General features: G+C 34.8%; 23 protein-coding genes. 2 read left to right on the top strand and 21 right to left on the bottom strand.

What is annotated here, in order from left to right; all coding sequences use genetic code 11:
- Window positions 1-4: 4 nt before the first annotated feature.
- The 13 genes from nuoK to aspS form a co-directional block, all read right to left on the bottom strand.
- Window positions 5-325 (bottom strand): NADH-quinone oxidoreductase subunit NuoK, encoded by a 321-nt coding sequence (gene nuoK, locus IHE43_RS01530; RefSeq protein WP_026982591.1) that lies wholly within the window; start codon window positions 323-325, stop codon window positions 5-7.
- The gene (locus IHE43_RS01525) at window positions 325-864 is read right to left on the bottom strand and encodes an NADH-quinone oxidoreductase subunit J (RefSeq protein ID WP_192186360.1); all 540 of its coding nucleotides are present in this window, start codon (window positions 862-864) and stop codon (window positions 325-327) included. Before IHE43_RS01525 ends, nuoK begins: the two co-directional genes overlap by 1 nt.
- Window positions 865-1,410 (bottom strand): NADH-quinone oxidoreductase subunit I, encoded by a 546-nt coding sequence (locus tag IHE43_RS01520; protein WP_192186359.1) that lies wholly within the window; start codon window positions 1,408-1,410, stop codon window positions 865-867. It lies immediately after the preceding gene.
- A 166-nt stretch (window positions 1,411-1,576) separates the two neighbouring features.
- Window positions 1,577-2,635 carry an NADH-quinone oxidoreductase subunit NuoH gene (gene nuoH / locus IHE43_RS01515; protein WP_192186358.1) on the bottom strand — a complete coding sequence of 353 codons (1,059 nt, stop codon included), beginning with the start codon at window positions 2,633-2,635 and terminating at the stop codon, window positions 1,577-1,579.
- On the bottom strand, window positions 2,635-3,666 hold the full coding sequence (locus IHE43_RS01510; protein ID WP_026982595.1) for a 2Fe-2S iron-sulfur cluster-binding protein: 1,032 nt from the start codon (window positions 3,664-3,666) through the stop codon (window positions 2,635-2,637). The genes nuoH and IHE43_RS01510 overlap by 1 nt, the downstream gene beginning before the upstream one ends.
- 95 nt (window positions 3,667-3,761) lie before the next feature.
- Complete coding sequence (nuoF, locus tag IHE43_RS01505) at window positions 3,762-5,132, bottom strand: NADH-quinone oxidoreductase subunit NuoF (protein ID WP_192186357.1); 1,371 nt, start codon at window positions 5,130-5,132, stop codon at window positions 3,762-3,764.
- Between the two features lies 1 nt (window position 5,133).
- Entirely contained in the window at window positions 5,134-5,664 is a 531-nt protein-coding gene (locus IHE43_RS01500; RefSeq protein WP_192186356.1) for an NAD(P)H-dependent oxidoreductase subunit E, read from the bottom strand.
- Window positions 5,665-5,810: 146 nt separating this feature from the next.
- Window positions 5,811-7,049, bottom strand: coding sequence for an NADH-quinone oxidoreductase subunit D (locus IHE43_RS01495; protein WP_192186355.1), 1,239 nt, complete (start codon window positions 7,047-7,049; stop codon window positions 5,811-5,813).
- A gap of 25 nt (window positions 7,050-7,074) precedes the next feature.
- Window positions 7,075-7,596: an NADH-quinone oxidoreductase subunit C gene (locus IHE43_RS01490; RefSeq protein ID WP_192186354.1), complete on the bottom strand. Its 522-nt coding sequence runs from the start codon at window positions 7,594-7,596 to the stop codon at window positions 7,075-7,077.
- Window position 7,597: 1 nt separating this feature from the next.
- A complete protein-coding gene (locus IHE43_RS01485; RefSeq protein ID WP_056189678.1) occupies window positions 7,598-8,146 on the bottom strand; it encodes an NADH-quinone oxidoreductase subunit B in 549 nt (182 codons plus the stop codon).
- Between the two features lie 180 nt (window positions 8,147-8,326).
- Window positions 8,327-8,692, bottom strand: a complete 366-nt coding sequence (locus IHE43_RS01480) for an NADH-quinone oxidoreductase subunit A (RefSeq protein ID WP_026982602.1) — start codon at window positions 8,690-8,692, stop codon at window positions 8,327-8,329.
- A gap of 242 nt (window positions 8,693-8,934) precedes the next feature.
- Window positions 8,935-9,129: a cold-shock protein gene (locus tag IHE43_RS01475; RefSeq protein ID WP_007137066.1), complete on the bottom strand. Its 195-nt coding sequence runs from the start codon at window positions 9,127-9,129 to the stop codon at window positions 8,935-8,937.
- A gap of 370 nt (window positions 9,130-9,499) precedes the next feature.
- Window positions 9,500-11,251: an aspartate--tRNA ligase gene (gene aspS, locus IHE43_RS01470; RefSeq protein ID WP_192186353.1), complete on the bottom strand. Its 1,752-nt coding sequence runs from the start codon at window positions 11,249-11,251 to the stop codon at window positions 9,500-9,502.
- Between the two features lie 157 nt (window positions 11,252-11,408).
- On the opposite strand from aspS, the gene IHE43_RS01465 reads away from it, so the two are divergent.
- Both IHE43_RS01465 and IHE43_RS01460 read left to right on the top strand, forming a co-directional pair.
- Complete coding sequence (locus IHE43_RS01465; protein ID WP_192186352.1) at window positions 11,409-12,407, top strand: TlpA disulfide reductase family protein; 999 nt, start codon at window positions 11,409-11,411, stop codon at window positions 12,405-12,407.
- A 210-nt stretch (window positions 12,408-12,617) separates the two neighbouring features.
- Entirely contained in the window at window positions 12,618-12,965 is a 348-nt protein-coding gene (locus IHE43_RS01460; protein WP_192186351.1) for a toxin-antitoxin system YwqK family antitoxin, read from the top strand.
- Window positions 12,966-13,020: 55 nt separating this feature from the next.
- On the opposite strand, the gene IHE43_RS01455 is transcribed toward IHE43_RS01460, so the two are convergent.
- From IHE43_RS01455 to IHE43_RS01420, 8 genes are all read right to left on the bottom strand, one after another.
- Window positions 13,021-14,136, bottom strand: a complete 1,116-nt coding sequence (locus IHE43_RS01455) for a PepSY domain-containing protein (RefSeq protein ID WP_192186350.1) — start codon at window positions 14,134-14,136, stop codon at window positions 13,021-13,023.
- Between the two features lie 57 nt (window positions 14,137-14,193).
- On the bottom strand, window positions 14,194-15,753 hold the full coding sequence (locus IHE43_RS01450) for a PepSY domain-containing protein (protein ID WP_192186349.1): 1,560 nt from the start codon (window positions 15,751-15,753) through the stop codon (window positions 14,194-14,196).
- A 3-nt stretch (window positions 15,754-15,756) separates the two neighbouring features.
- On the bottom strand, window positions 15,757-16,059 hold the full coding sequence (locus IHE43_RS01445; RefSeq protein ID WP_192186348.1) for a hypothetical protein: 303 nt from the start codon (window positions 16,057-16,059) through the stop codon (window positions 15,757-15,759).
- An 18-nt stretch (window positions 16,060-16,077) separates the two neighbouring features.
- Entirely contained in the window at window positions 16,078-16,410 is a 333-nt protein-coding gene (locus tag IHE43_RS01440; RefSeq protein WP_192186347.1) for a hypothetical protein, read from the bottom strand.
- Between the two features lie 58 nt (window positions 16,411-16,468).
- The gene (locus IHE43_RS01435) at window positions 16,469-18,952 is read right to left on the bottom strand and encodes a TonB-dependent receptor (protein ID WP_192186346.1); all 2,484 of its coding nucleotides are present in this window, start codon (window positions 18,950-18,952) and stop codon (window positions 16,469-16,471) included.
- A 218-nt stretch (window positions 18,953-19,170) separates the two neighbouring features.
- Window positions 19,171-20,421, bottom strand: coding sequence for a 2-oxoglutarate dehydrogenase complex dihydrolipoyllysine-residue succinyltransferase (gene odhB / locus IHE43_RS01430; protein ID WP_192186345.1), 1,251 nt, complete (start codon window positions 20,419-20,421; stop codon window positions 19,171-19,173).
- 82 nt (window positions 20,422-20,503) lie between these two features.
- A complete protein-coding gene (locus tag IHE43_RS01425; protein ID WP_192186344.1) occupies window positions 20,504-21,076 on the bottom strand; it encodes a hypothetical protein in 573 nt (190 codons plus the stop codon).
- A 5-nt stretch (window positions 21,077-21,081) separates the two neighbouring features.
- Window positions 21,082-23,856, bottom strand: coding sequence for a 2-oxoglutarate dehydrogenase E1 component (locus tag IHE43_RS01420; RefSeq protein WP_192186343.1), 2,775 nt, complete (start codon window positions 23,854-23,856; stop codon window positions 21,082-21,084).
- Window positions 23,857-23,956 lie beyond the last annotated feature (100 nt).

Below are 23,956 nucleotides of genomic sequence, written 5' to 3'. Positions count from 1 at the left end.
CCATTTATCCTTTTAAATTTTTTAAATTATCGATACTAATTGAGCCTAAATTTCTAAAAATAGAAACCAGAATGGCCAATCCTACCGCAACTTCTGCTGCAGCAACTGCCATCGAAAAGAACACAAAAACCTGTCCTTGCGCATCTTGATGATACGTTGAAAAAGCAACAAATAAAAGGTTAACTGCATTCAACATGATTTCGATAGACATGAAAACGATAATAGCATTTCGTCTGTACAATACACCAAAAACACCAATACAAAAAAGTACAACACTTAAAAAGATGTAGTTTTCAATACCTATTTGATTTAATATATTACCCATTATTTATTTAATTTTTCTTTTTTAGACAATAATACTGTTCCAATCATGGCTACTAAAAGCAAAATCGAAGCAAATTCAAACGGAACCATATATTCGTTCAATAATATTTTACCCAATACTTTGATAGACTGAAAATCTTCCCCAGTTGAATCGTATGCACCTACAATTGGTTTCGAATTGATGAAGATTGCAATTAATACAATGCAAATCAAACAAAAAGAAACAATTGCGCCTAAACGAGTAATTCTAGGTCTGTGAACCTGATGGCGTTCGTTTAGGTTCATTAACATAATCGTAAACAGGAACAAAATCATAATCGCTCCCGAATAGACTATAATATGTACGATAGCCAAAAATTGAGAGTTTAATAATAAATAATGACCAGCAATCGAAAAGAAACAGATTACTAAATAGATAGCACTATGAATAGGATTTCTGCTAAAAATGGTCAAAAATGCGGTAATCACCGTAATAAACGCTAAGAAACAAAATATAATTTGTACAGTTGTTGCGTGTGCAAAATCAGGAATATGTATCATTTAGTTAGCATTATTAAGTTGAGCATTTTTGATCGCCACGTCAAGTGGCATCACTAATCTGTCTTTTCCAAAAATGAAATCTTCTCTTTCATAACTAGAAGGAACCAAAACTTTTGAAGTTGTCAAATAGATAGCATCTTTTGGGCAAGCTTCTTCACAAAGACCACAGAAAATGCATCTTAACATATTGATTTCATAAATCGAAGCATATTTTTCTTCTCTGTATAAATGTTTTTCATCTGGTTTACGCTCGGCAGCTTTCATAGTAATCGCTTCTGCAGGGCACGATAAAGCACATAATCCACAGGCCGTACAGTTCTCGCGGCCTTGCTCATCACGCTTCAACTGGTGTTGACCACGATAAACCGGACTCATTTCACGTACTTGTTCTGGGTAATGAATGGTTACTTTTTTTCTGAAAAGGTGCTTAAGCGTAATAAGCAATCCTTTCACAATCGCCACAAGATACAATCGTTCCCAAAAAGTCATCTCTTTGTTTGAGACCATCTTTTTTCTACCCGATAATGATATAGTTTCTATTGACATTTTTTAATGTATGATTTACGATTTACATTTGACGGTTAAATCAAATCCAAAATCTATTTTATTTTTAATTTGAAGCTAATCCTGCTATTCGCTGTATCTTTTTATCTCGTTAAAAAACGAGACCATAAAAGGATGCCGCTTCTATCAGGGCTAGGGCACTCAGGTATTAAAACCCTAAGTATGCTGCGATATCATGTCTTAAAATTACAACTCCTGTAATCATGATATTAATGATCGAAAGCGGAATCAAAATTTTCCAACCTAAATTCATTAACTGGTCATATCTAAATCTTGGAATTGTCCAACGTACCCACATATAAAAGAATATGAAGAAACATATTTTGGCAAACAACACCGCGATTCCTAAAATATTAGCTGTATTTACACCTACATTTTCTACCATCCATTGCATTCCAGGATAATTGTATCCTCCAAAAAACAGTACTGATATAATTGTAGCAGAGATAAACATGTTAGCGTACTCAGCAAATAAATAGAATCCCATTTTCATCGATGAATATTCAGTATGATATCCACCAATCAACTCAGATTCACATTCTGCTAAGTCAAAAGGCGTTCTGTTTGTTTCTGCGAAAGCACAAATCAGGAAAATCAGGAAAGATAATGGCTGGTAAAAAACATTCCAGTTCATTCCGGCCTGTTGCTCAGAGATTTCTTTTAAGCTTAAAGTTCCGGTCATCATCAATAAGGCAATCATTGATAATCCCATAGCAACTTCATAAGAAACCATTTGCGAAGCCGCACGAACAGCTCCCATCAAAGAGAATTTATTGTTTGAAGCCCATCCACCAATCATAATTCCGTAGACTCCAACAGAAATTACTCCAAAAACATATAATAGAGCAATATTTACATCTGTCGCCTGTAAAAGAACATCACGTCCAAAAACATGCAGTCTGTCTCCCCATGGAATTACAGCACTGGTCATCAAAGCCGTACTCATGGCAATTGCAGGTCCAACAACGAATAAAAATTTATTAGGTGTGTTAGGCTCAAATTCTTCTTTTGAAAATAATTTCATACCATCTGCAAGTGGTTGCAATAAACCTCCCCATCCGGCACGGTTTGGCCCTACACGATCCTGAAGAAAAGCTGCAACTTTACGTTCAGCCCAGGTAGAATACATGGCCATGATCATTGTTATAGCAAAAACCACAACAATTACAACACTTTTCTCTATAATAAACGTTCCATCTACCATCATTAAGAAATTTTGTTGTTAGTGTTTAATGGAATTTCAGCCATACTAATTTTTTTACGGTCAATATCTCTACCCATAAGGATAGTTTTTTCTGTATCTATTTCTACTTTCTCTAGTTTTTGAGTGTAGTTATTTTGGTTGATAACAGAGTCTTTTTCAAATTCTCTTGGCCCTTCAATAACCCAGTCATTCACATTTTTGTGATCAAAACGGCAAGAGTTGCAGATGAATTCTTCCACTTCATGGTACTCATCTTTACGACCAGTAACACGTTGAATTTCTCCTCCAAACATCCAAACTGTTGTTTTTCCACAACATCCCGGAGTTGTACATTCTCTGTGTGCATTATAAGGTTTGTTGAACCAAACTCTCGATTTGAAACGGAAAGTTTTATCAGTTAATGCTCCAACCGGGCATACGTCAATCATGTTTCCAGAGAATTCATTATCGATAGCTTTTGAGATTCCGGTTGAAATATTAGCGTGATCTCCACGATCTAATACTCCGTGAACTCTGTTGTCTGTCAATTGATCTGCAACTTGTACACATCTTTGACATAAGATACAACGGTTCATATGTAGTTGAATATTTGGACCAATATCTTCTGGTTCAAATGTCCTTTTTTCTTCAATAAAACGCGATTTTGGATTTCCGTGTTCGAAACTTAAATTTTGAAGATCACATTCTCCGGCCTGATCGCAAACCGGGCAGTCGAGTGGGTGATTGATCAATAAAAATTCTGTTACAGATTTACGGGCTTCCGTTACTCTGTCAGAAGATTTGCTGTTAACTTCCATTCCGTCCATACATCCTGTTACACAAGATGCCATCAATTTTGGCATTGGTCTTGGGTCAGCTTCGCTACCTTTAGAAACTTCAACTAAACAACAACGACATTTTCCGCCGCTGCCTTTTAATTTTGAGTAATAGCACATGGCTGGTGGTACCAAATCTCCACCAATCATACGTGCAGCCTGCAGGATCGTTGTTCCTGGCTCTACGTCTATACTTTGACCGTCTATGGTTACTTTCATCTCTTATTGATTTGAATGTTGAAAGTCGGAATATTTAAAAAGATTTGCTGTCCTTTTTATATTATTAACTTTATAACTTTCTGCTTTATATTTCTTTATACGATTACTTTACCGCCTACCAAATGTTTCACTTGCGAGAAAGGTTCAGCAACAAAATGATCTCTGTGTTTAATTTTTTCAGGGAAACGAACATGGTATTCAAATTCATCTCTAAAGTGACGGATTGCTGCTGCTACCGGCCAGGAAGCCGCGTCGCCAAGCGGGCAAATCGTGTTACCCTCGATTTTACTTTGAATACTCCATAATAATTCGATATCTTCTTCACGGCCCTGACCGTTTTCAATTCTCCACAAGATTTTTTCTAACCAACCTGTTCCTTCACGGCAAGGTGTACATTGCCCGCAAGATTCGTGGTGGTAAAAACGTGCAAAATTCCAAGTGTTTCTAACCACACAAGCAGTGTCGTTATAAACAATAAATCCTCCTGAACCTAACATAGATCCGGTAGCAAAACCACCATCACTTAAAGATTCGTAAGTCATTAATCTGTCTTCGCCGTTTGCTGTTTTGAAAATTAATTCAGCTGGTAAAATTGGCACTGAAGATCCTCCCGGAACAAATGCTTTCAATGGTCTGCTAGAAGACATTCCTCCTAAATATTCATCAGAATTCATGAATTCGTCAACGCTTAATCCTAGTTCAATTTCATATACACCAGGATTTTTAATGTGTCCTGAAGCAGAAATTAATTTAGTTCCGGTTGAACGACCTACACCAATTTTAGCATAATCATCTCCAGAATTGTTGATGATCCAAGGCACTGCAGCGATAGTTTCCACATTGTTTACTACTGTTGGATTTGCCCAAAGTCCGGAAACCGCTGGGAAAGGCGGTTTAATACGAGGATTTCCTCTTTTGCCTTCCAATGATTCTATAAGTGCAGTCTCTTCCCCACAAATATAAGCTCCGGCTCCACAGTGAACGTGCAATTCTAAATCGTAACCTGTTCCTAATATATTTTTTCCTAACCAACCTGCAGCTTTTGCTTCGGCGATTGCTCTTTCTAAAATTTTGAAAACCCACATATATTCTCCACGGATGTAGATATAAGATAGGTTAGCGCCTAATGCGAAACTAGAAGTAATCATTCCCTCTATCAATAAGTGAGGAATAAATTCCATCAAATAACGATCTTTGAAAGTTCCTGGTTCAGATTCATCGGCGTTGCAAACTAAGTGTCTTGGTTTACCTGATTTTTTATCAATAAAGCTCCATTTCATTCCGGCTGGGAAACCTGCGCCTCCACGACCACGAAGCCCTGATTTTTTTACTTCTTCAACAACTTCATCTGGCGTAAGTGTTTTCAAAGCTTTTTCTACAGAAGCATAACCACCATTTTGGCGATAAACTTCGTAGGTTTTGATACCCGGAATATTGATTTTATCTAATAATATTTTCTGTGACATCTTATTTATCGTGTAATATTATTTTATCATCTCTACAATCAGCGATTAACTGATCGATTTTTTCTTCTGTCAATTTTTCTTTGTAGAAATCACCTAACTGCATCATCGGAGCATATCCGCAAGCACCTAAACATTCTACACCGGCAATTGTAAACATTCCGTCCGGAGTTGTTTCTCCCATTTTAATGCCTAATTTTTCAGAAGTATAATCCATTAAATTTTCAGCACCATTTAAACAACAACAAGAAGTCTGGCAGAATTCGAACATGTATTTTCCAATAGGTTTTTGGTTGTACATGGTATAAAAAGTAACCACTTCGTAAACCTCAATTGGTTTGATGTGCAAAATTTCAGCAACCTTATCCTGCAAATCAGTACTTAACCAGTTATCATGTGCGTCCTGCACTTCATGCAAAACAGGCAACAAAGCTGATTTTCTTTTGTCTTCAGGATAATGACTAATCAATTCATTGATGCGGGTCATCAATGCTTCAGTCATGTTTATTTCTTGTTTGTAATGTTTTCTTTCCATTCTTATTTTGGATTTTAGATTTTAGATTTTAGATTTTTCAATCTGTATCTAGAATCGGCATTCTGCAATCTTTTTAACTTTAGATTTCTGACTTTAGATTTTAGATTTTTTAATCTGCAATCTAAATTCTAAAAGCTACAATCTTTTTAGGCGTCTAATTCTCCTGCAATAACATTTAAACTTGAAAGGATAACAATCGCATCTGATAATAAAGCACCTTTAATCATTTCCGGATATGCCTGATAATAAATAAAGCAAGGTCTTCTGAAATGTAATCTATATGGAGTTCGACTTCCGTCAGTAACTAAATAAAATCCTAATTCTCCATTTCCTCCTTCAACCGGGTGATAAATTTCTGCAACCGGTACAGGAACTTCTCCCATTACAATCTTAAAGTGATAAATTAAAGATTCCATTGAAGTGTAAACATCTTCTTTTGGAGGCAGGTAGTAATCAGGAACTTCTGCATGATATTCATTACCGGCAGGCATCTTGTCTAAAGCCTGACGAATGATGCTTAAGCTTTCGCGAACTTCGGCATTACGAACACAAAAACGATCGTAAGTATCGCCTGATTTTCCAACAGGAACAATAAAATCGAAATCTTCGTAAGACGAATAAGGTTGTGCAACACGAACGTCATAATCAACACCTGCAGCACGTAAATTTGGACCTGTAAATCCGTAAGCCATTGCTTGCTCTGCTGAGATTGCACCAACATTTACAGTCCTGTCAAGGAAAATTCTGTTTCTTTCGAATAAGTTTTCAAATTCTTGCCAGGCGACAGGAAAATCTTTTAAAAACACATCTAATTTGCGGAAAGCTTCTGGTGACCAATCTCTTTCGAAACCACCAATTCTTCCCATATTTGTTGTTAAACGAGCGCCACAAATTTCTTCGTAGATCTCGTAAACTTTTTCTCTAAATTGAAAAACGTATAAGAAACCAGTATACGCACCAGTGTCTACACCAAGAATCGAGTTACAGATTAAGTGATCTGTAATACGAGCTAATTCCATTACGATAACTCTTAAATATTGAGCACGTTTTGGAACTTCAATATTTAATAATTTTTCTAAAGTCATCCACCATCCCATATTGTTAATAGGAGAGGAGCAATAGTTCATACGATCTGTAAGAGGCGTAATTTGATAGAAAGGACGATTTTCGGCAATTTTTTCGAATGCTCTGTGGATATAACCAATAGTTGGTTCAGCCTCAAGAATTCTCTCTCCATCCATCAATAAGATATTCTGAAAAATACCGTGAGTCGCTGGATGTGTTGGACCTAAATTTAGTACTGAAAGTTCGCTTCCGTCTTCGTTTAGTTTCTCCTTTATTATTTTAGCATATCGATGCTCTGGTGGTAATAATAGTTCTGACATTTTATAATGTTGAATTATTTATTTTTTAGCAATTTGTTGTTGTTCTTCCAAAGAATCTGTCGTCCTTATCCGTTCTTCCGCTGTCTTCCATTGGGAATTCTTTTCGCATTGGGAAAGAGATCATTTCGTCCATATTCAAAATACGTTTCAATTGCGGATGCCCAATAAAGTTAATCCCGAAGAAATCGTATGTTTCTCTTTCCATCCAGTTTGAACTCAGGAAAATATTTGAGATTGATTTTATCTCTGGTTTTTCGCCGCTTAAATATACTTTAATTCTAATACGTTTGTTTTCGTACCAGTTGTGTAAGTGATATACTATCGCGAATTGATGATCTGTTTCGTTGTCCGGATAATGGATACCGCATAAATCGGTTAAAAAGTGAAAGCGTAAATCAGAATCGTTTTTCAAGAAAAGAATTAAAGCAGTGATTTTGTCAGCTGTTGTTTCTATTGAAAAAATATCTCTTTCTTGGTGAAAGTTAAAAACACTTGAATCAAATGTTTCTGCAAGTTTATCCTGAATAAGGGTATTTTCTAAGGCCATCTTATGAAATATTATATGAAGCTAGTAATTCTTGGTATTCTGGAGAACTTCTGCGTCTAACAGATTCGCTTCTTACCAACTCCTGAAGTTTCATTACTCCATCAACAATTTGTTCTGGTCTTGGCGGGCATCCCGGAACGTAAACGTCAACCGGAATTACTTTATCAATTCCTTGTAAAACAGAATAAGTATCGAAGATTCCACCTGATGAAGCACATGCTCCAACGGCAATTACCCAACGAGGTTCAGCCATTTGTTCGTAAACCTGTCTTAAAATAGGCGCCATTTTTTTAGAAATAGTTCCCATTACCATTAACATATCTGCCTGACGAGGAGAGAAGCTCACACGCTCAGAACCAAATCGTGCTAAATCATAATGTGAAGCCATTGTAGCCATAAATTCGATACCACAGCATGAAGTTGCAAAAGGCAATGGCCATAATGAATTGGCTCTTGCTAAACCTACAACGTCATTTAGTTTTGTAGCGAAGAAACCTTCTCCTACAACTCCTTCCGGCGGCGCAACCATATTTACATTTGAATCGCTCATTTTATTTTAGATTTCTGATTTTAGATTTTAGATTTGGGGAAATCTTAAAAGTTAAAATCAATTTTTTTAAATCAGTATATTAATTCAAGGAAATCAAATTTTAAATTTATGTTTTTATTTAAGTTCAGACATCAGCTAATTCTTAAATCTAAAATCATTAATTTAAAATCTAAAATCGTATTATTCCCAGTCTAAAGCTTTCTTTTTGATGATATAAAAGAAACCAACTAAAAGAAGTGCCATGAAAACAATCATTTTCAGCATTCCTTCCATTCCTAATTCTTTAAAGTTTACAGCCCAAGGATAAAGGAAAATAACCTCCACATCAAACAACACGAACAAAATAGCTACCAGAAAGTATTTTACTGAAAAGGGAATACGGGCATTACCAACAGATTCGATACCACACTCGAAGTTTTTGTCTTTAACTTCTGAGGTTCTTTTTGGTCCTAATTTTCCAGAAATAATGATTGTTCCTACCACAAAACCAACAGCTAAAATGAACTGCATTAAAATAGGAATGTAACTGTATTGATCAGATTGCATAAACTTAGGTTTTTTACTTAAAGAATAAGCCACAAAGATAACTTTCAACTCTGTAAATCACAAGCTAAAAAAGGATTTAAGTGTATTGCAAAAGGGTGATTATTTGTAATTTTTATTGATTATAAATAACAGCATCCTTTTTTATGTTTTTTTTAAGATTTGAACAAAAAAAAACGCTTCGAAATAAATCGAAACGTTTTTAAACCATTCAGAGGCAAAAAAAATAAATTGCTATATTTTTCTTAGATTACTGCTACTTTAGCAGCAACTTTCCCTTTTCTTCCTTCTTCTTCTTCATAGCTTACACGGTCACCTTCGCGTAATTCTTCCGCGTTAATTCCTGAAGCGTGAACGAAGATATCTTTTCCTGTTTCTTCGTCTGTAATGAATCCATAACCTTTAGATTCATTGAAAAATTTTACTGTACCTGTACGCATTGTAATTGTAATAATAATTTATAATGAAGCAAATGTAAGATATAAATTCATACAAAAGACAATAAGGTGTTAATTTTTTATAAAAATTATTGATTCACAGTGTTTTCGCTATTTATATTGCATCAAATCATGTACAAAAGTACTTTAATTGAGAATCATTAATTGTAAGAATAGAACTAAGAAAAAACAACCTCATATTAAGGTCATTTTGACAATTATTGTAATTTGTTTAATAATTTAGAATTAATTATTGTGGAGACTCTTGTTTGGTGTCTTTTTTAAGAATTTAGAACAAATCAAAAAAGGAGGAATAAAAAAAAACTGCAACTAAAAAATAATTGCAGTTTTGTATTTAAAAAAATCTAAGAATTTATACGATATCAACTTTAATATGTAATTCTTTTAATTGAGAATCATCAATTGTTGCAGGTGCATCAATCATAACATCACGACCTGAATTGTTTTTTGGGAAAGCAATAAAATCTCTAATCGTTTCCTGGCCTCCTAAAATAGCAACAAGTCTGTCCAAACCAAATGCCAATCCTCCGTGTGGGGGTGCTCCAAATTGAAAAGCGTCCATTAAGAAACCAAATTGTGCTTTTGCTTCTTCTTCAGTAAATCCTAAATATTTAAACATTAATTGTTGCGTAGCTTTATCGTGAATACGAATCGATCCTCCGCCAATTTCATTTCCGTTTAAAACCATATCATAAGCATTGGCACGCACTTTTCCTGGCTGCGTTTCTAATAAATGCATGTCTTCTGGTTTTGGAGAAGTGAACGGGTGGTGCATTGCATGGTAACGTCCGCTTTCTTCATCTAACTCTAGTAATGGGAAATCTACAACCCATAATGGAGCAAATTCTTCTGGTTTACGCAATCCTAAACGAGTGGCCAATTCCATACGAAGCGCTGAAAGTTGCCCACGTGTTTTATCAGCTGGTCCCGAAAGTACAAAAATCATATCACCAGGTTTTGCTCCTGTAATTTTTGCCCATTGTCCTAAATCGTCCTGATCGTAAAATTTATCTACAGATGATTTGAAAGTTCCGTCGTCATTGCATTTTGCATACACCATTCCTGATGCTCCAACCTGAGGACGTTTTACCCAGTCAATTAACCCGTCAATTTCTTTACGAGTATAATTTCCTGCTCCTGGAACTGCAATCCCAACTACCAATTCTGCTGCATTAAATACCGGAAAATCTTTATGCTGAGCAAATTCGTTTAACTCACCAAACTCCATCCCAAAACGAATGTCCGGTTTGTCATTTCCGTATGTTTTCATGGCATAATCGTAGGTAATTCTTGGGAATTTATCTACTTCAATACCTTTAATTTCTTTCAATAAATGTCTTGTTAATCCTTCAAAAACATTCAAAATATCTTCTTGCTCTACAAATGCCATTTCGCAATCGATTTGTGTAAACTCAGGCTGACGGTCTGCACGCAAATCTTCATCACGGAAACATTTTACAATTTGAAAATATTTATCCATTCCGCCTACCATCAACAACTGTTTGAAAGTTTGTGGGGATTGTGGCAATGCATAAAATTGTCCTTCGTTCATACGGCTTGGTACAACGAAATCTCTTGCTCCTTCCGGAGTTGATTTGATTAAATAAGGAGTTTCAACTTCGCAGAAATCTAAATCAGATAAATATTTACGAACTTCCATCGCTACTTTATGACGGAAAAGCAAACTGTTTTTTACAGGATTTCTTCTGATATCTAAATAACGGTATTTCATTCTGATATCTTCTCCACCATCTGTTTCATCCTCGATTGTAAATGGAGGTGTTAAGGCTGCATTTAAAATGTTTAATTCAGAAACTAAAATTTCGATATCGCCAGTTGGAATATTTTTGTTTTTGGCTTCACGCTCAATAACAGTTCCTTTTACCTGAATTACAAATTCACGACCAAGCGTTTTTGCTAATTCAAAAACAGTTTTATCGCTACGACTTTCGTCGAAAATAAGTTGTGTAATTCCGTAACGGTCACGTAAATCAACCCAATTCATAAATCCTTTATCGCGTGATTTTTGCACCCAACCCGCTAGTGTAACTTCCGTATTAATATTTGAGGCGTTTAACTCGCCGCAATTATGACTTCTATACATGATCAAAATTTTAGACTGCAAAAGTAAACACAAAATTCAAATTATACCATTTAATGTTCTACTTGATACTCATTAATTTGAAATATTTTGTTAATTGATAAAATTTGAAGTTGTTATTTCTTTAGATTTGAATAACTAAAAACAAATCTTAATATATATGAAGAAACTTTTTATTGCCGGTTTGGTTCTTTTCAGCACATTAAATGTCGTTGGACAATCTAAAAAATATGTCACTTTTGAAGCTAATATCGCCAATAGAAATGGTGATGTTATTAAGATTATCAACAATGGAAAAATTGTAAAAACAATTAATGTTAATCAAAAAGGTATTTTTAAAGATACTTTAATGGTTGATGGTGGTAGAAGCCGTTTGTCAGATGGAGTAGAAACGACTGAATTATTTCTGAAGAATGGGTATGACATCAAATTGAAAATGGATGCAAAGCAGTTTGATGAATCTATTGTATATACTGGTAAGGGAAGTTTAGAAAACAATATTTTGGCGCAGCGAATTTTAGCTGATGAAAAACTTTATGAGGGTAGTATCGCAAATGTAAATGATGAGACTTTTAATAAATTAATAGAGGCTAAAAGAGCAGCTGATGCAGGACGATTGAATAATAAGAAATTGGATCCCGAGTTTGTAAAGATCGAAACTGAAAATGGAACTGATGCAATTGCTTATATCTCACAACTTCGTCAGAAAGCAGTGGAAATGGCAAAAATGAATAACACGCCATCAGCTGATTTTGATTATGAAAATCATAAAGGTGGAAAAACAAAACTTTCAGACTTAAAAGGAAAGTATGTTTACATCGACCTTTGGGCGACCTGGTGCGGGCCTTGCAGAGCTGAGATTCCGTATCTTCAAAAAATTGAAGAAAAATATCATGGGAAAAATATTGAATTTGTAAGTGTTTCTGTTGATACTCCAAAAGATCATGACAAATGGAAAAAATTTGTAACGGACAAACAACTTGGAGGTATTCAGCTTTTGTCTGATAATGAATGGAAATCTGCTTTTGTAACGAGTTATAACGTTACTGGAATTCCAAGATTTATTCTAATTGATCCAAAAGGTAATATTGTAAGTGCTGATGCCGCAAGACCTTCCTCCCCAGAGCTTCAGCAGCAGTTAGATGCATTATTGAACTAATTTTTGTATGAAATTATAACGATATCGTAAATTTATATTTTTTATAAAACCCCAGTAAAACCAATGCTTTAGCGTTGGTTTTTTTTGTATCTGGTTAATTTCCAATGTTAAATTTTCATTCAATGTTACCAAATTGTTAAGTAAAAGTTTGTTTAATGTAAACTATTGATTATATTTGATAACAATTTGATAACATTAATACCTAAAGATATGAAAAAATGTGTGATTTTAGTTGCAATGATGTTCTCTGGAATTTTAGTTGCACAAGAGGTAAAACCAGAATTAGAAGCTGTTGGAAATAAAGTAAAAGCTACTTATTACTTTGAAAATGGTAAAGTACAACAAGAAGGTTTCTTTAAGGATGGTAAACTGGATGGCGTTTGGGTATCGTATGATGAAAAAGGAAATAAAGTTGCCGTGGGAGAATACACAGACGGATTGAAAACTGGAAAATGGATTTTCTTTAATGAAAATAGTCTATGCGAAGTTGCTTATGAAAATAGCAAAGTTAGCTCAGTTAAAAACTTACAGAAAAATGCTTTAGCGGATAGAAACTAAAGTAATTTCAAAGATATTTTAAGAACCGTCTCGTTTTTTAACGAGACGGTTTTTTTTATGCCTTTAAATTTTTACGGCTTTTTTTTCTTCTTCCATACCAAATCACAAAACCGGTTACTGGTAATGCCGCTGCTATTAAACTCACTATAAATGCAATAATTTTTCCTGGTAAATCCAGAATTTGACCAGTGTGAATTCCGTAATTCATTTCGACAACCTGCAGGCCCAAACTCTTTTTATCATAAGGATTACTCTGAATTAATTTTCCGTCAAGCGGATGAAAATAATAATTGCTTTGATGATCATATCTTAAGGTATGTGGATAAGCCCCAGTGCTAATAATGTCGCCTTTTTTCTGCGGAAGCAACACAAAAAACATTTCTGCTTTTGGCTGCAATTTTGCAGTTTCAATAAAAGCGCGATCGACTGCTGTTATACTATTGGTTTTAAATTTTGTCGTGTCGATTATTGGGGCTTTGGTTTCTAACGCTTTATCTCCGCCAAAATTGAATGTTTTATAAACACCATGTCCAACCCATTCGTATGTAAAAGTTAATCCGGTTATAGCAAGGATAAGTACAGTAATAGAAATATAGAACCCAGATGTATTGTGCCAGTCATAATTTACGCGTCGCCATTTTGAAGACCATTTAACAGTAAAGCTTCTTTTGATATCATGTTTTCGTTTCGGCCACCATTGAATAATCCCTGAAATCAATAACAAAATAAAGATTATGGTTGCGCCACCAATAATGTGTTTCCCAATATAATCGGGCAGGAGTAAATACAAATGAATGTATTCAACAATAATAAAAAAATCAGTTTCAGGATTTTCAGTTTTTAAATATTTTCCTGTGTACGGATTAAAATAGAGGTATAAATTCTCGGTATCTGAATAGGTGTAGACAATTGCAGACCGATTTCTTCCGTAATAAGAAACCATGCTTGCTGTATTTTTAGGAAGTATTTCTTTTGCCTTTTGCTGTAATACTGAAGGCATCAAAAAGGATTTTTTTTGAGGTTCAACAAAACGCCATTCTTTTCTGGTAATGTCTTTTATTTCGTCATGAAAACAAAAGATACAGCCGGTAATACTTATTATAAAAACAATAAGCCCGGAAATTAATCCGAGCCATTTATGCAGAAAACGTACTTGTTTTTTAAATCCCATTTTTTGAATAAAAGCGTAAAAGTATACGCTAAATCAATTAGGGGCAAATTATTTCAATTATTTTTCGGCAACAGCCTCTTTTTTAGCTTTTAAATGATAAGCCACATAAAGTGAGATTGAGGCCAGAACAATCCAGAAAACATCTATAAAGAAAACCTGAATTTTATTTTGTATAAACGAAGTCCAGAACCATTTTCCGGAAACGATTCCATTTGTGATCGGGATCAGAAAACCTAAAATACTTCCTGAAATCAGACAAAATTTATTGGTAAAGGCATCATTCTTTTTAAGAATAAAAAACACCGTAAGTATCAGCCAGCCCACAAAATAAACGGTATAAAGATGATTCTGAGTTAATGGATAAAATATTTTGGTAACGATAAATGCCAATGCTGTGATTGGATACATACTTAGACAGATTGCCAAATAAATACGAACAACAGCTGCATTGAAACGCCTTTTCTTTTCCGGCATATTGTTTTTTTGTCTTGCTACCAACCAAATCATGACTCCTGAAATAATCACAAAACAAGTGATAATTCCTAAAATGAAACTTACTATTTTTAGAGAATAGCCACCGTAATCACCGTAATGAATTCGGTACAAAACATTTTTTACAACATCTAAATAGTTGTTTTGCGTAATAGGGTTTTTCTTTGCAATCTCCTTTCCATCAGAAAGACGGTAAACGACTTTTCCAACTCCGGTAAATTTTTTATGATTAGGTATTTCACCTTCCACTAAGACATGCATATTTGCATCGCCATAATTCTGAATAAAAACACGTGTAATTTCAAAATCTGACCAATTGCTTTTTGCTTTTGCAATCAATTGATCAATGTTAAAAGGATTTGCTAACTTTTTATTTTCAAATTTATAATCAGGATCCGTGTATTCCAATTCTTTGTATAATTTGTTTTGATCACCTTTATATAATGCCATTACAGCAGGCGCTACAATCAGAAGTTTAATCATAAAAAAAGCTCCGGTAACAGCGTATACAAACTGAAAAGGCAAACCAATCATTCCTAAGGCGGTATGAGCGTCTGTCCACAATGTTTTTAATTTTTCCTTTGGACGGAAAACATAAAAGTTTGAAACAATTTTTTTCCAGTGTAATAAAACACCGGTAACAATTGCAAACAAGAAAAATAAAGCTACAAATCCGGAAAGATAATAACCTACAGGATATGGAACCTGAGCAAGAAAATGCAATCGGTATAAAAACTCACCCAGAGAATACGATTCTTCATAGGTAAAGGTTTTGAAATTTTTAGTATCCAAATAAAAAAAGGATCCTTCTTTTTGTTTGACTGGGGCCAAAGTATCTTTGGTGCCCTCCATATAAATAGCAACTCTTCTTTCATTGCTTGGTTTAGAAATGGTAATATTTCTTCCATGCAATACATATTGTTTGTCTAGTTTTTGTAAGGCTGTATTGTAATCTAATTGAATTTCTTTTGTAATGGCAGAGGATTCACTTCTTTCCCAATTGATGATTTCATCTCTAAAAAAAGAAAAAGATCCTGCAAAGAAAATTACAAAAAGCACAACACTAATAACGATTCCGCTAACAGTATGTGTATGAAAGTAGATATTATAATTACGATTGCTCATAGGTTATTGTGCCATTGGATTATAGGTTTGACCCAAATAAATAAAAAGAGAAAAAACTAAGGTTAGAAGTATATAAATACCCCAAATTTTCCATCCGCTTTTTGCTAGAAAAGCGACAACCATTAAAGCAACCCAAAGGATGAAACCACTAAAAGCCATTGTCATCAGGATATTTGCCCTGTTAAACCAGGAAGCAAGAGCGAGATGAAAAGTGACTGAAACAAAATAGCCGCCCAGAATGGCAGCCGTAATTTTGGCAAAGCGTTGCCATTTTGATTGGGTTAAATATTTTGGATTTGCTGGCATAGACTGGTAAAGAAAAAATTAGTAATAATAAAATTCTAATAATGCTACAATTATAAATAACAATAGAAGAGCGATGCTATTCACTTTTTTTAATGGTTTCAAAATGATAATTAAGCTGCCAATAGTCATGAGCTGAATAAAAAACATTAAAGTGCCACAACACAATGACTGTGTGAAAAGCCAAACAGAGTAAGCTAATAAGAGAAGCAATAACCCGGTAATTTTAGTTTGTTTAGGATTGTTTTTCATCCATTTTTCAAAACCTAAATCATAAGACAAAGCAGCTCTTTTTGATGTATAATACAAAGTATAAAAAGCTAAAAAAACGATAAGACTGGCTATTGTTATCATATTTTTAAAATTTAAAAACACCTTTCTGAATTAACAGAAAGGTGTTTGGTTTGTTTTATTAGAATTTGTATGAAAAATTCGCAGATACACTTCTCATGTTTTTTGGGTGGATTGTAGACCAGCCATCATAAGTATCAACGTTTGCAATATTATCAAGTTTAAGAGTCAAAACGTACTTTTCAGTTCCGTAGAAAATAGATGAATTTAAAACGGTGTAAGATGGCAATGTAAATTGACCTGTTACTGTTCTGTTCATGATTTTATTCTTATCAGCATAATTCCCTCCAAAACCTAAACCAAAACCTTGTAAGTCACCTTCTGAGAATTTATAGCTTGCCCAAAGGTTTGCTGTATTTTGCGGTCCTGCGCTTTCGGGTCTGTGACCTACGAAATCCGGATCTCCAGCAGTCAAAAGTGCATCATTGTAGCTGTATCCGGCAACAATGTTTAAACCAGTAATTGGGTTTGCAACGATTTCAGCTTCGAAACCTTTGTTTCTTTGTCCACCGTTTTGGTAAGAGGTTTGAGTTGTTGCAGTATAAACAGTATAAACTTGATCTGTTACTTTTATATCATAATAGCTGAATGTAGCATAGAGTTTGTCTTGAAAAACATTCAATTTTGTTCCAACTTCAAACTGATTTGCGTGCTCTGGAGAGAAAGTTCTAGGCTGAGAAGTTCCATCAGGTAAAACATCATTTACCGGAGCTGTGTTGGCAAAACCATCCATGTAGTTGGCAAAAATCGAAACTTTGTCTAAAATTGGCTGGTAAACCACACCAAATTTTGGTGAGAAAGAAGTTTGGTTGTAATCATCAGAATTTGTGCTAACATCACCTTCAGTCATGAAACGATCAACACGTACACTTGCCATTGCAGATAAAGCGGGAGTAAAGTTGATTACGTTAGATACATAAGCACTGTAAACTTCTTGCTTTGTTTTGTTATTGTTCATTGGGGCTGAAGCTAAAAGAGCATCAGAACCAGCTTTTGTCAATTTTCCGTTATCACCATTAGTGATGTATTTCGTTGGATCAGTAATTTGATAAAGATTTTCGTTTACTGTTTTTAGATCAAGATTTCCAATATAGATAGTACCATTTGTTACATACCCTGATCCATTATCAATAGCACCTCTGTTGAAGTAATCTAAACCGGCAACAATTCGGTTTCTCATGTTTCCGATTACAAAGTCACCAATAAAGTTTTGTTGAATGTCAGTTGTTAAAGTTGTCGAGTTTTGGTAATTCATGTATCGCGTTAAAACAATACCTTCTGAAATTGCATCTGGTGCAAATTGTGTGCCTTCATAAATATAAGAATAATATCCTTCAGATTTTGATGAACCTCTTGATACTACAGTTTGCGAACTCCATTGATCAGAAATCTTGTAATTCATTTGTCCTTGTAGATTGTACGAAGGAGTTTCAATTGCCAATTCATTACTTGTGTAAGAACGTTTGTTGTCATAACCTAATTCATCAATATTATGAACTTCTAAGGGAGCACCCCTGTCTAAGAATAACATTGTTGGATTAGTCGCTTTGTAATTCATGAATTCAGTATTGATGAAAAACGAAAGTTTGTCATTAACCTGATAAGATAAAGAAGGTGCAAAAAAGAATGATTTTTTGAATCCTGCATCCTGAAAACTGTTTTCTGTATGATAAGCTGAATTAACACGCATATTAATTTTGTGCTCTTCATCTAATGGAGTATTAACATCAACAGTAACACGGTTTAATCCATAACTTCCAGCTGTGTAATCTATTACTCCGCCAAAATGATCGTAAGGTTTTTTAGTAGTTAAGTTAATTAAACCTCCGTAAGAGATTAAACTACTTCCAAACAAAGTTCCTGATGGCCCTTTGATTACTTCAATTTTATCAATATTGGCAGGATCTATACTTCCGTTTGTTAATCCTGGCAATCCGTTAATCATAGTTGGTTGTACAGCAAATCCTCTTAAAGAGAAATAACCTGCACCGTCACCTCCACGTCCTGTAGAAGCCCAAAGAGGAGATAGTCCCGGAGCATTTTTAAGTGCATCGTCAATATTAGTAACCACTTGTTCTTTTAAAAGTTCACTTGTAATTGTAGTGTAAACTTGTGGGTTTTCAAGATTTTTAAGAGGCAATCTTGATACTTGCTGCGTTTCTTTACGAGCTAATGGATTTTTTTTAGTACCGCCGTTTACGACAATTTCATCTAATTGTTCAGAGTTGGAAATGATAGTAAAATTTTCAATTATTTCATCTCCGCTATTAAGTGTAATGCTTTTTTCTTTTGAAGAATAACCAACTGCAGAAACTCTAAGAACATAGTTTCCTGGTTTTACGTTTTTGATTTCGTAATTACCATTCTCATCAGTATTAGTTCCGATTTTTGTTCCTTTTAAAACTATTGAAACGTTATCTGCTGCCTGATTGTTTGCTAAGCTGATTTGACCTTTAATAGTTGCTTTTTCCTGCGCCCAGGTTGAAGTACCTGCTAATAGAAAAAAACAAAAGCTCAAAAAAGAAATTGTAAATTTATATTTCATTTTTATTTAGAATTGATTTGAATAGTGCAAATTTAAGTGTTGAATGCTAACTAAACAAGCTATTCTTATTTATTCTAAATAAAACATTTCTTAAAGGGTTAAATTTACATTTCCTTAAAAAATTAACATCTTAAGCAAGTCTTAAGCTAATATTAAGCAAAGAAAAGCCCGTTCAAGTGAATGAACGGGCTTTTTCTATATGTGAAAATTACTTACAATTACAATTCTAAAGCACGTTTAGCATCGCCATTCATCAATAATTCTACTGGATTTTCTAAAGCTTCTTTTACAGCAACCAGGAAACCAACTGACTCACGACCGTCGATAATTCTGTGATCGTAAGAAAGCGCAACGTACATCATTGGGTGAATTTCAACTTTACCGTTTACAGCAATTGGACGCTCGATAATGTTGTGCATTCCTAAAATTCCTGATTGAGGAGGGTTAATGATTGGAGTACTTAGCATACTTCCAAAAACTCCACCATTAGTAATTGTGAAAGTTCCACCAGTCATGTCGTCAACAGTAATTTGACCGTCACGAGCTCTCAAAGCTAATCTTTTGATTTCAGCTTCAATTCCACGGAAAGTTAAAAGTTCAGCATTACGAACTACAGGAACCATTAATCCTTTTGGTCCTGAAACTGCGATTGAGATATCAGCAAAATCATAAGCGATTTTGTAGTCACCATCCATCATTGAGTTAACATCAGGATACAATTGTAAAGCTCTTGTAACTGCTTTTGTAAAGAATGACATGAAACCTAAACCAAGACCACCATGTTTCGCTTTGAAAGCGTCTTTGTATTCATTACGAATTTGGTTAATTGGAGTCATGTTAACTTCGTTGAAAGTAGTTAACATTGCTGTTTCGTTCTTCGCAGCAACTAATCTCTCAGCTACTTTACGACGCAACATTGATAATTTTGTACGCTCAGATCCACGGCTTCCTCCAGTTGGAGTTCCCATAGATGGTACTGCATTTACAGCGTCATCTTTTGTAATTCTTCCGCCTTTACCAGTTCCTGAAACTGTTGCTGGCGCTATATTTTTTTCGTCTAATATTTTTCTTGCTGCCGGAGATGGAGTCCCTGCTGCATAGCTTGCGGCTGCTGGCGCTGCTGCCGGAGCAGGTGCTGCTTTTGGCGCTTCTGCTTTAACTTCGGCTTTAGGAGCCTCTGTTTTAGGTGCTTCTGCTGCTGCTGCTGCTGGAGCGTCTCCTGCTGGTTTTACACCATCAGTATCAATTAAACAAACTACAGCTCCTACAGCAACTGCATCACCTTCTTCAGCTTTTAGCGTAATAATTCCGCTCATTTCTGCCGGTAATTCAAGAGTTGCTTTGTCTGAATCAACTTCAGCAATAGCTTGATCTTTTTCTACATAATCTCCGTCTTTTACTAACCAAGTTGCAATTTCAACTTCTTTTATTGATTCCCCTGGTGATGGGACTTTCATTTCTAAAATCATCTTTGTTTTTGTTTAAGGTTTTTAAGGTTTAAAATTCCAGGTTATTAAACTTGAAACTTGAAACTTGAAACATTCTTTTTATCTAATTGTTGTATGACATTTCAGGAAGTACTTTTGCAAATTCTTCTCCTTTTTCTTTTAATTTATTGTATTTCTCTGTAGACTTTTTAATGATGCTTTCGTATTCTTCAAAGCCTTCTTTTAAATCTGCATCAGTGGCAACATATTCTTTTTTTTCTGAAATTGATTTTAAGATAGCGGTCTTCTTTTTTTCAAACTTCTTTTGGGTCTTATAGCTTTCCGGATTAGGATTAAAAGGGATTAATTCTACACCAGCTTTTATTGCACCCATTTGCGCTGCAGAATCAACTATGTAAATTTTCCCGGCCTCAAGATCAGCTTCAATAAAATCTGTGTTTTCTGATCTTGACCAAAATATATGTTTACCTGGTTCGCATTCATATACAAGGTATTTTCCGTAATTGAATTTGCCTAAATATTTTTCTCCATCAAAGTATTTAAAATTTATTAAAAATCCCATTGCGGAAGATCTTACAAAATATACGACTGATTTTCCTTCAGTTGGTTTTTTTAATTCCTGAGCATAACCCGCAAATGATAATATTGCAAAAACAAGAATAAATATTTTCCTCATGTATTTTATCTAAATAAATCTTTATCGAAAACCATTCTAATTGCATCTGCATGACGACGTTTGGCTCTTGTGTAACTTCCTGATGCCGGAGCAGCGTAAGCTTTTAATGAAGCTAATCTCCATTTTACAAGATCAAAGTTCATTAACATAAAGCTGTAAGCTCCCATGTTTTTAGGCTCTTCTTGTGCCCATACATAATCATCAGCATTTGGATATTGTGCAATGATTGCTTTTAATTGTTCAACTGGTAAAGGGAATAATTGTTCAATACGAACAACTGCAACATCATTTCTTCCGTTGTTTTCTCTTTCAGCAACAATGTCATAGTAGAATTTACCAGTAACAAAAACTAAAGTTTTTACTGCTTTTTTATCTACTGTATTATCGTCGATGGTTTCCTGGAAACTTCCTTTTGCTAATTCTTCTACTGTAGAAACGCATCTTGGGTCACGCAATAAACTTTTTGGAGAGAAAACTACCAAAGGTTTACGGAAATTAGTTTTCATTTGTCTTCTTAACAAGTGGAAGAAGTTGGCTGGTGTTGTACAATCTGCAACATACATATTTTGTCTTGCACAAAGTTGTAAGTAACGTTCCATTCTTGCAGAAGAGTGTTCTGCTCCTTGTCCTTCATATCCGTGAGGCAATAATAAAACGATACCATTTTGGTTGTTCCATTTGTCTTCACCACATGAAATATATTGGTCAATCATAATTTGAGCTCCGTTAGAGAAATCTCCAAATTGTGCTTCCCAAATCGTTAATGCTTTCGGATTTGCTAATGCATATCCGTAATCAAAACCAAGAACTCCGTACTCAGATAAAAGAGAATTGAATACGCCAAATTTTCCTTTTTTATTTTCGATAGCATCTAAAAGAATTACTTCTTCTTCAGAATCTTCAACTTTAACGACAGCATGACGGTGAGAGAATGTACCACGCTCTACGTCCTGACCTGAAATACGAACATCAAATCCTTCCGTCAAAAGAGAACCGTAAGCCAGTGCTTCAGCTGTTCCCCAGTCAATAGTATTGTTGTCGTATCCAGCTTTTCTATCCGTAACAATTTTGGTTATTTTGTTGATGAACTTCTTGTCAGATGGTAAAGTTGAGATTGTATTGATAATAGAATCTAATCCTTTTTTGTCAAAAGTAGTGTCTACTTTCTGAAGCATTTGTGTATCAGTTACCTGAACAAATCCATCCCATTCGTTTTTCATGAATGGTGTTATAATAGTCAAATCTTTTTTACGGGAAGCCTCTAAATTCTGCTCCAGATCAAATTTGTATTCTTTTTCTAAGGCATTTACATAAGAAGCATCGATTATGCCGTCAGACAATAATTTCTCGGCATAAATATCTCTTGGATTTTTATGTTTTGCAATGATTTTATATAAAACGGGTTGAGTGAAACGAGGTTCATCACCTTCGTTATGACCGTATTTTCTGTATCCTAATAAATCGATAAATACGTCACGTCCAAATTGCATTCTGTAGTCTAATGCAAAAGATACAGCGTGTACCACAGCTTCAGCGTCATCAGCATTTACGTGTAATACTGGTGAAAGCGTTACTTTGGCAACATCTGTACAATAAGTAGAAGAACGAGCGTCTAAATAATTGGTTGTAAAACCAACCTGGTTATTAATTACAATATGGATCGTACCTCCGGTTTTGTAACCGTCAAGTTGTGCCATCTGAATGATTTCATACAAGATACCCTGTCCTGCAATTGCAGCATCTCCGTGTACGGCGATAGGTAATACTTTAGAGAAATCATCAGCATAATATTTATCTTGTTTTGCTCTTGTGATTCCTTCAATTACAGCTCCAACCGTTTCTAAGTGAGAAGGGTTTGGTGCCAAGTTGATATTGATGCTTTTTCCAGATCTTGTTTTTTTGTCAGCTGTAAGACCTAAGTGGTATTTTACGTCACCATCAAAATATTCCTGATCGTAATCTTTACCGTCAAACTCACCAAAGATATCCTGAGTTGATTTTCCGAAGATGTTTGCCAAAACGTTCAAACGACCACGGTGAGCCATTCCCATTACGAATTGTTCAACACCTTTTTCAGCAGCTTGTTCGATCAAAGCGTCTAAAGCCGGAATAATAGATTCACCACCTTCAAGTGAGAATCTTTTTTGACCAACATATTTAGTATGTAAGAAGTTCTCGAAAGAAACAGCTTGGTTTAATTTGTTTAAGATAGTTTTCTTTTCTTCAGAAGAGAAATTAGGCTGATTCACATTTACAGCTAATTTATCCTGAATCCATTTTACAACGCCAGGATTTCTGATGTACATATATTCAATTCCAATATGCTGGCAGTAGATAGATTTAAGACGTGTTACAATATCTTGTAATGAACATGGAGGAACTCCGATAGTCTGAGCAGCATCAAAAACTGTTGAAAGATCAGCAGTTGTTAATCCAAAATTTTCAATATCTAAAGTTGGAGACGAAGTTCTACGGTCACGAACAGGATTTGTTTTGGTAAACAAATGCCCGCGCGTACGGTATCCATCGATTAATTTTAGTACGTTGAATTCTTTTTGAAGTTTTTCTGAAACTTTGCTGTAATCTGTGTTGTCGCTAGTCACATATTCAACAATCTGCTGAACCGGATTTTCGTCATTATAAGTGGTCATTCCAAAGTCGAAACCTTGAAAAAAACTTCTCCAGCTAGGCTCAACGCTGTCTGGGTTTACTAAATATTGATCGTATAATTGTGCGAAAAACTCTGTATGCGCTGCATTTAAAAATGAAAACCTATCCATAATATTAGTGAATATACTTTTTGTTAAATAGAATGGCAAAAGTACAACAATCACATTTATTTAAATCTTTTTTTTACGTACTTTTACGTAAAAATTTGTT

The organism is Flavobacterium sp. MDT1-60 (assembly GCF_014844035.1).
Classification (GTDB): domain Bacteria; phylum Bacteroidota; class Bacteroidia; order Flavobacteriales; family Flavobacteriaceae; genus Flavobacterium.
Note: the sequence above shows the minus strand (reverse complement) of the source record. Positions and strands in the feature narration are given on the sequence as shown.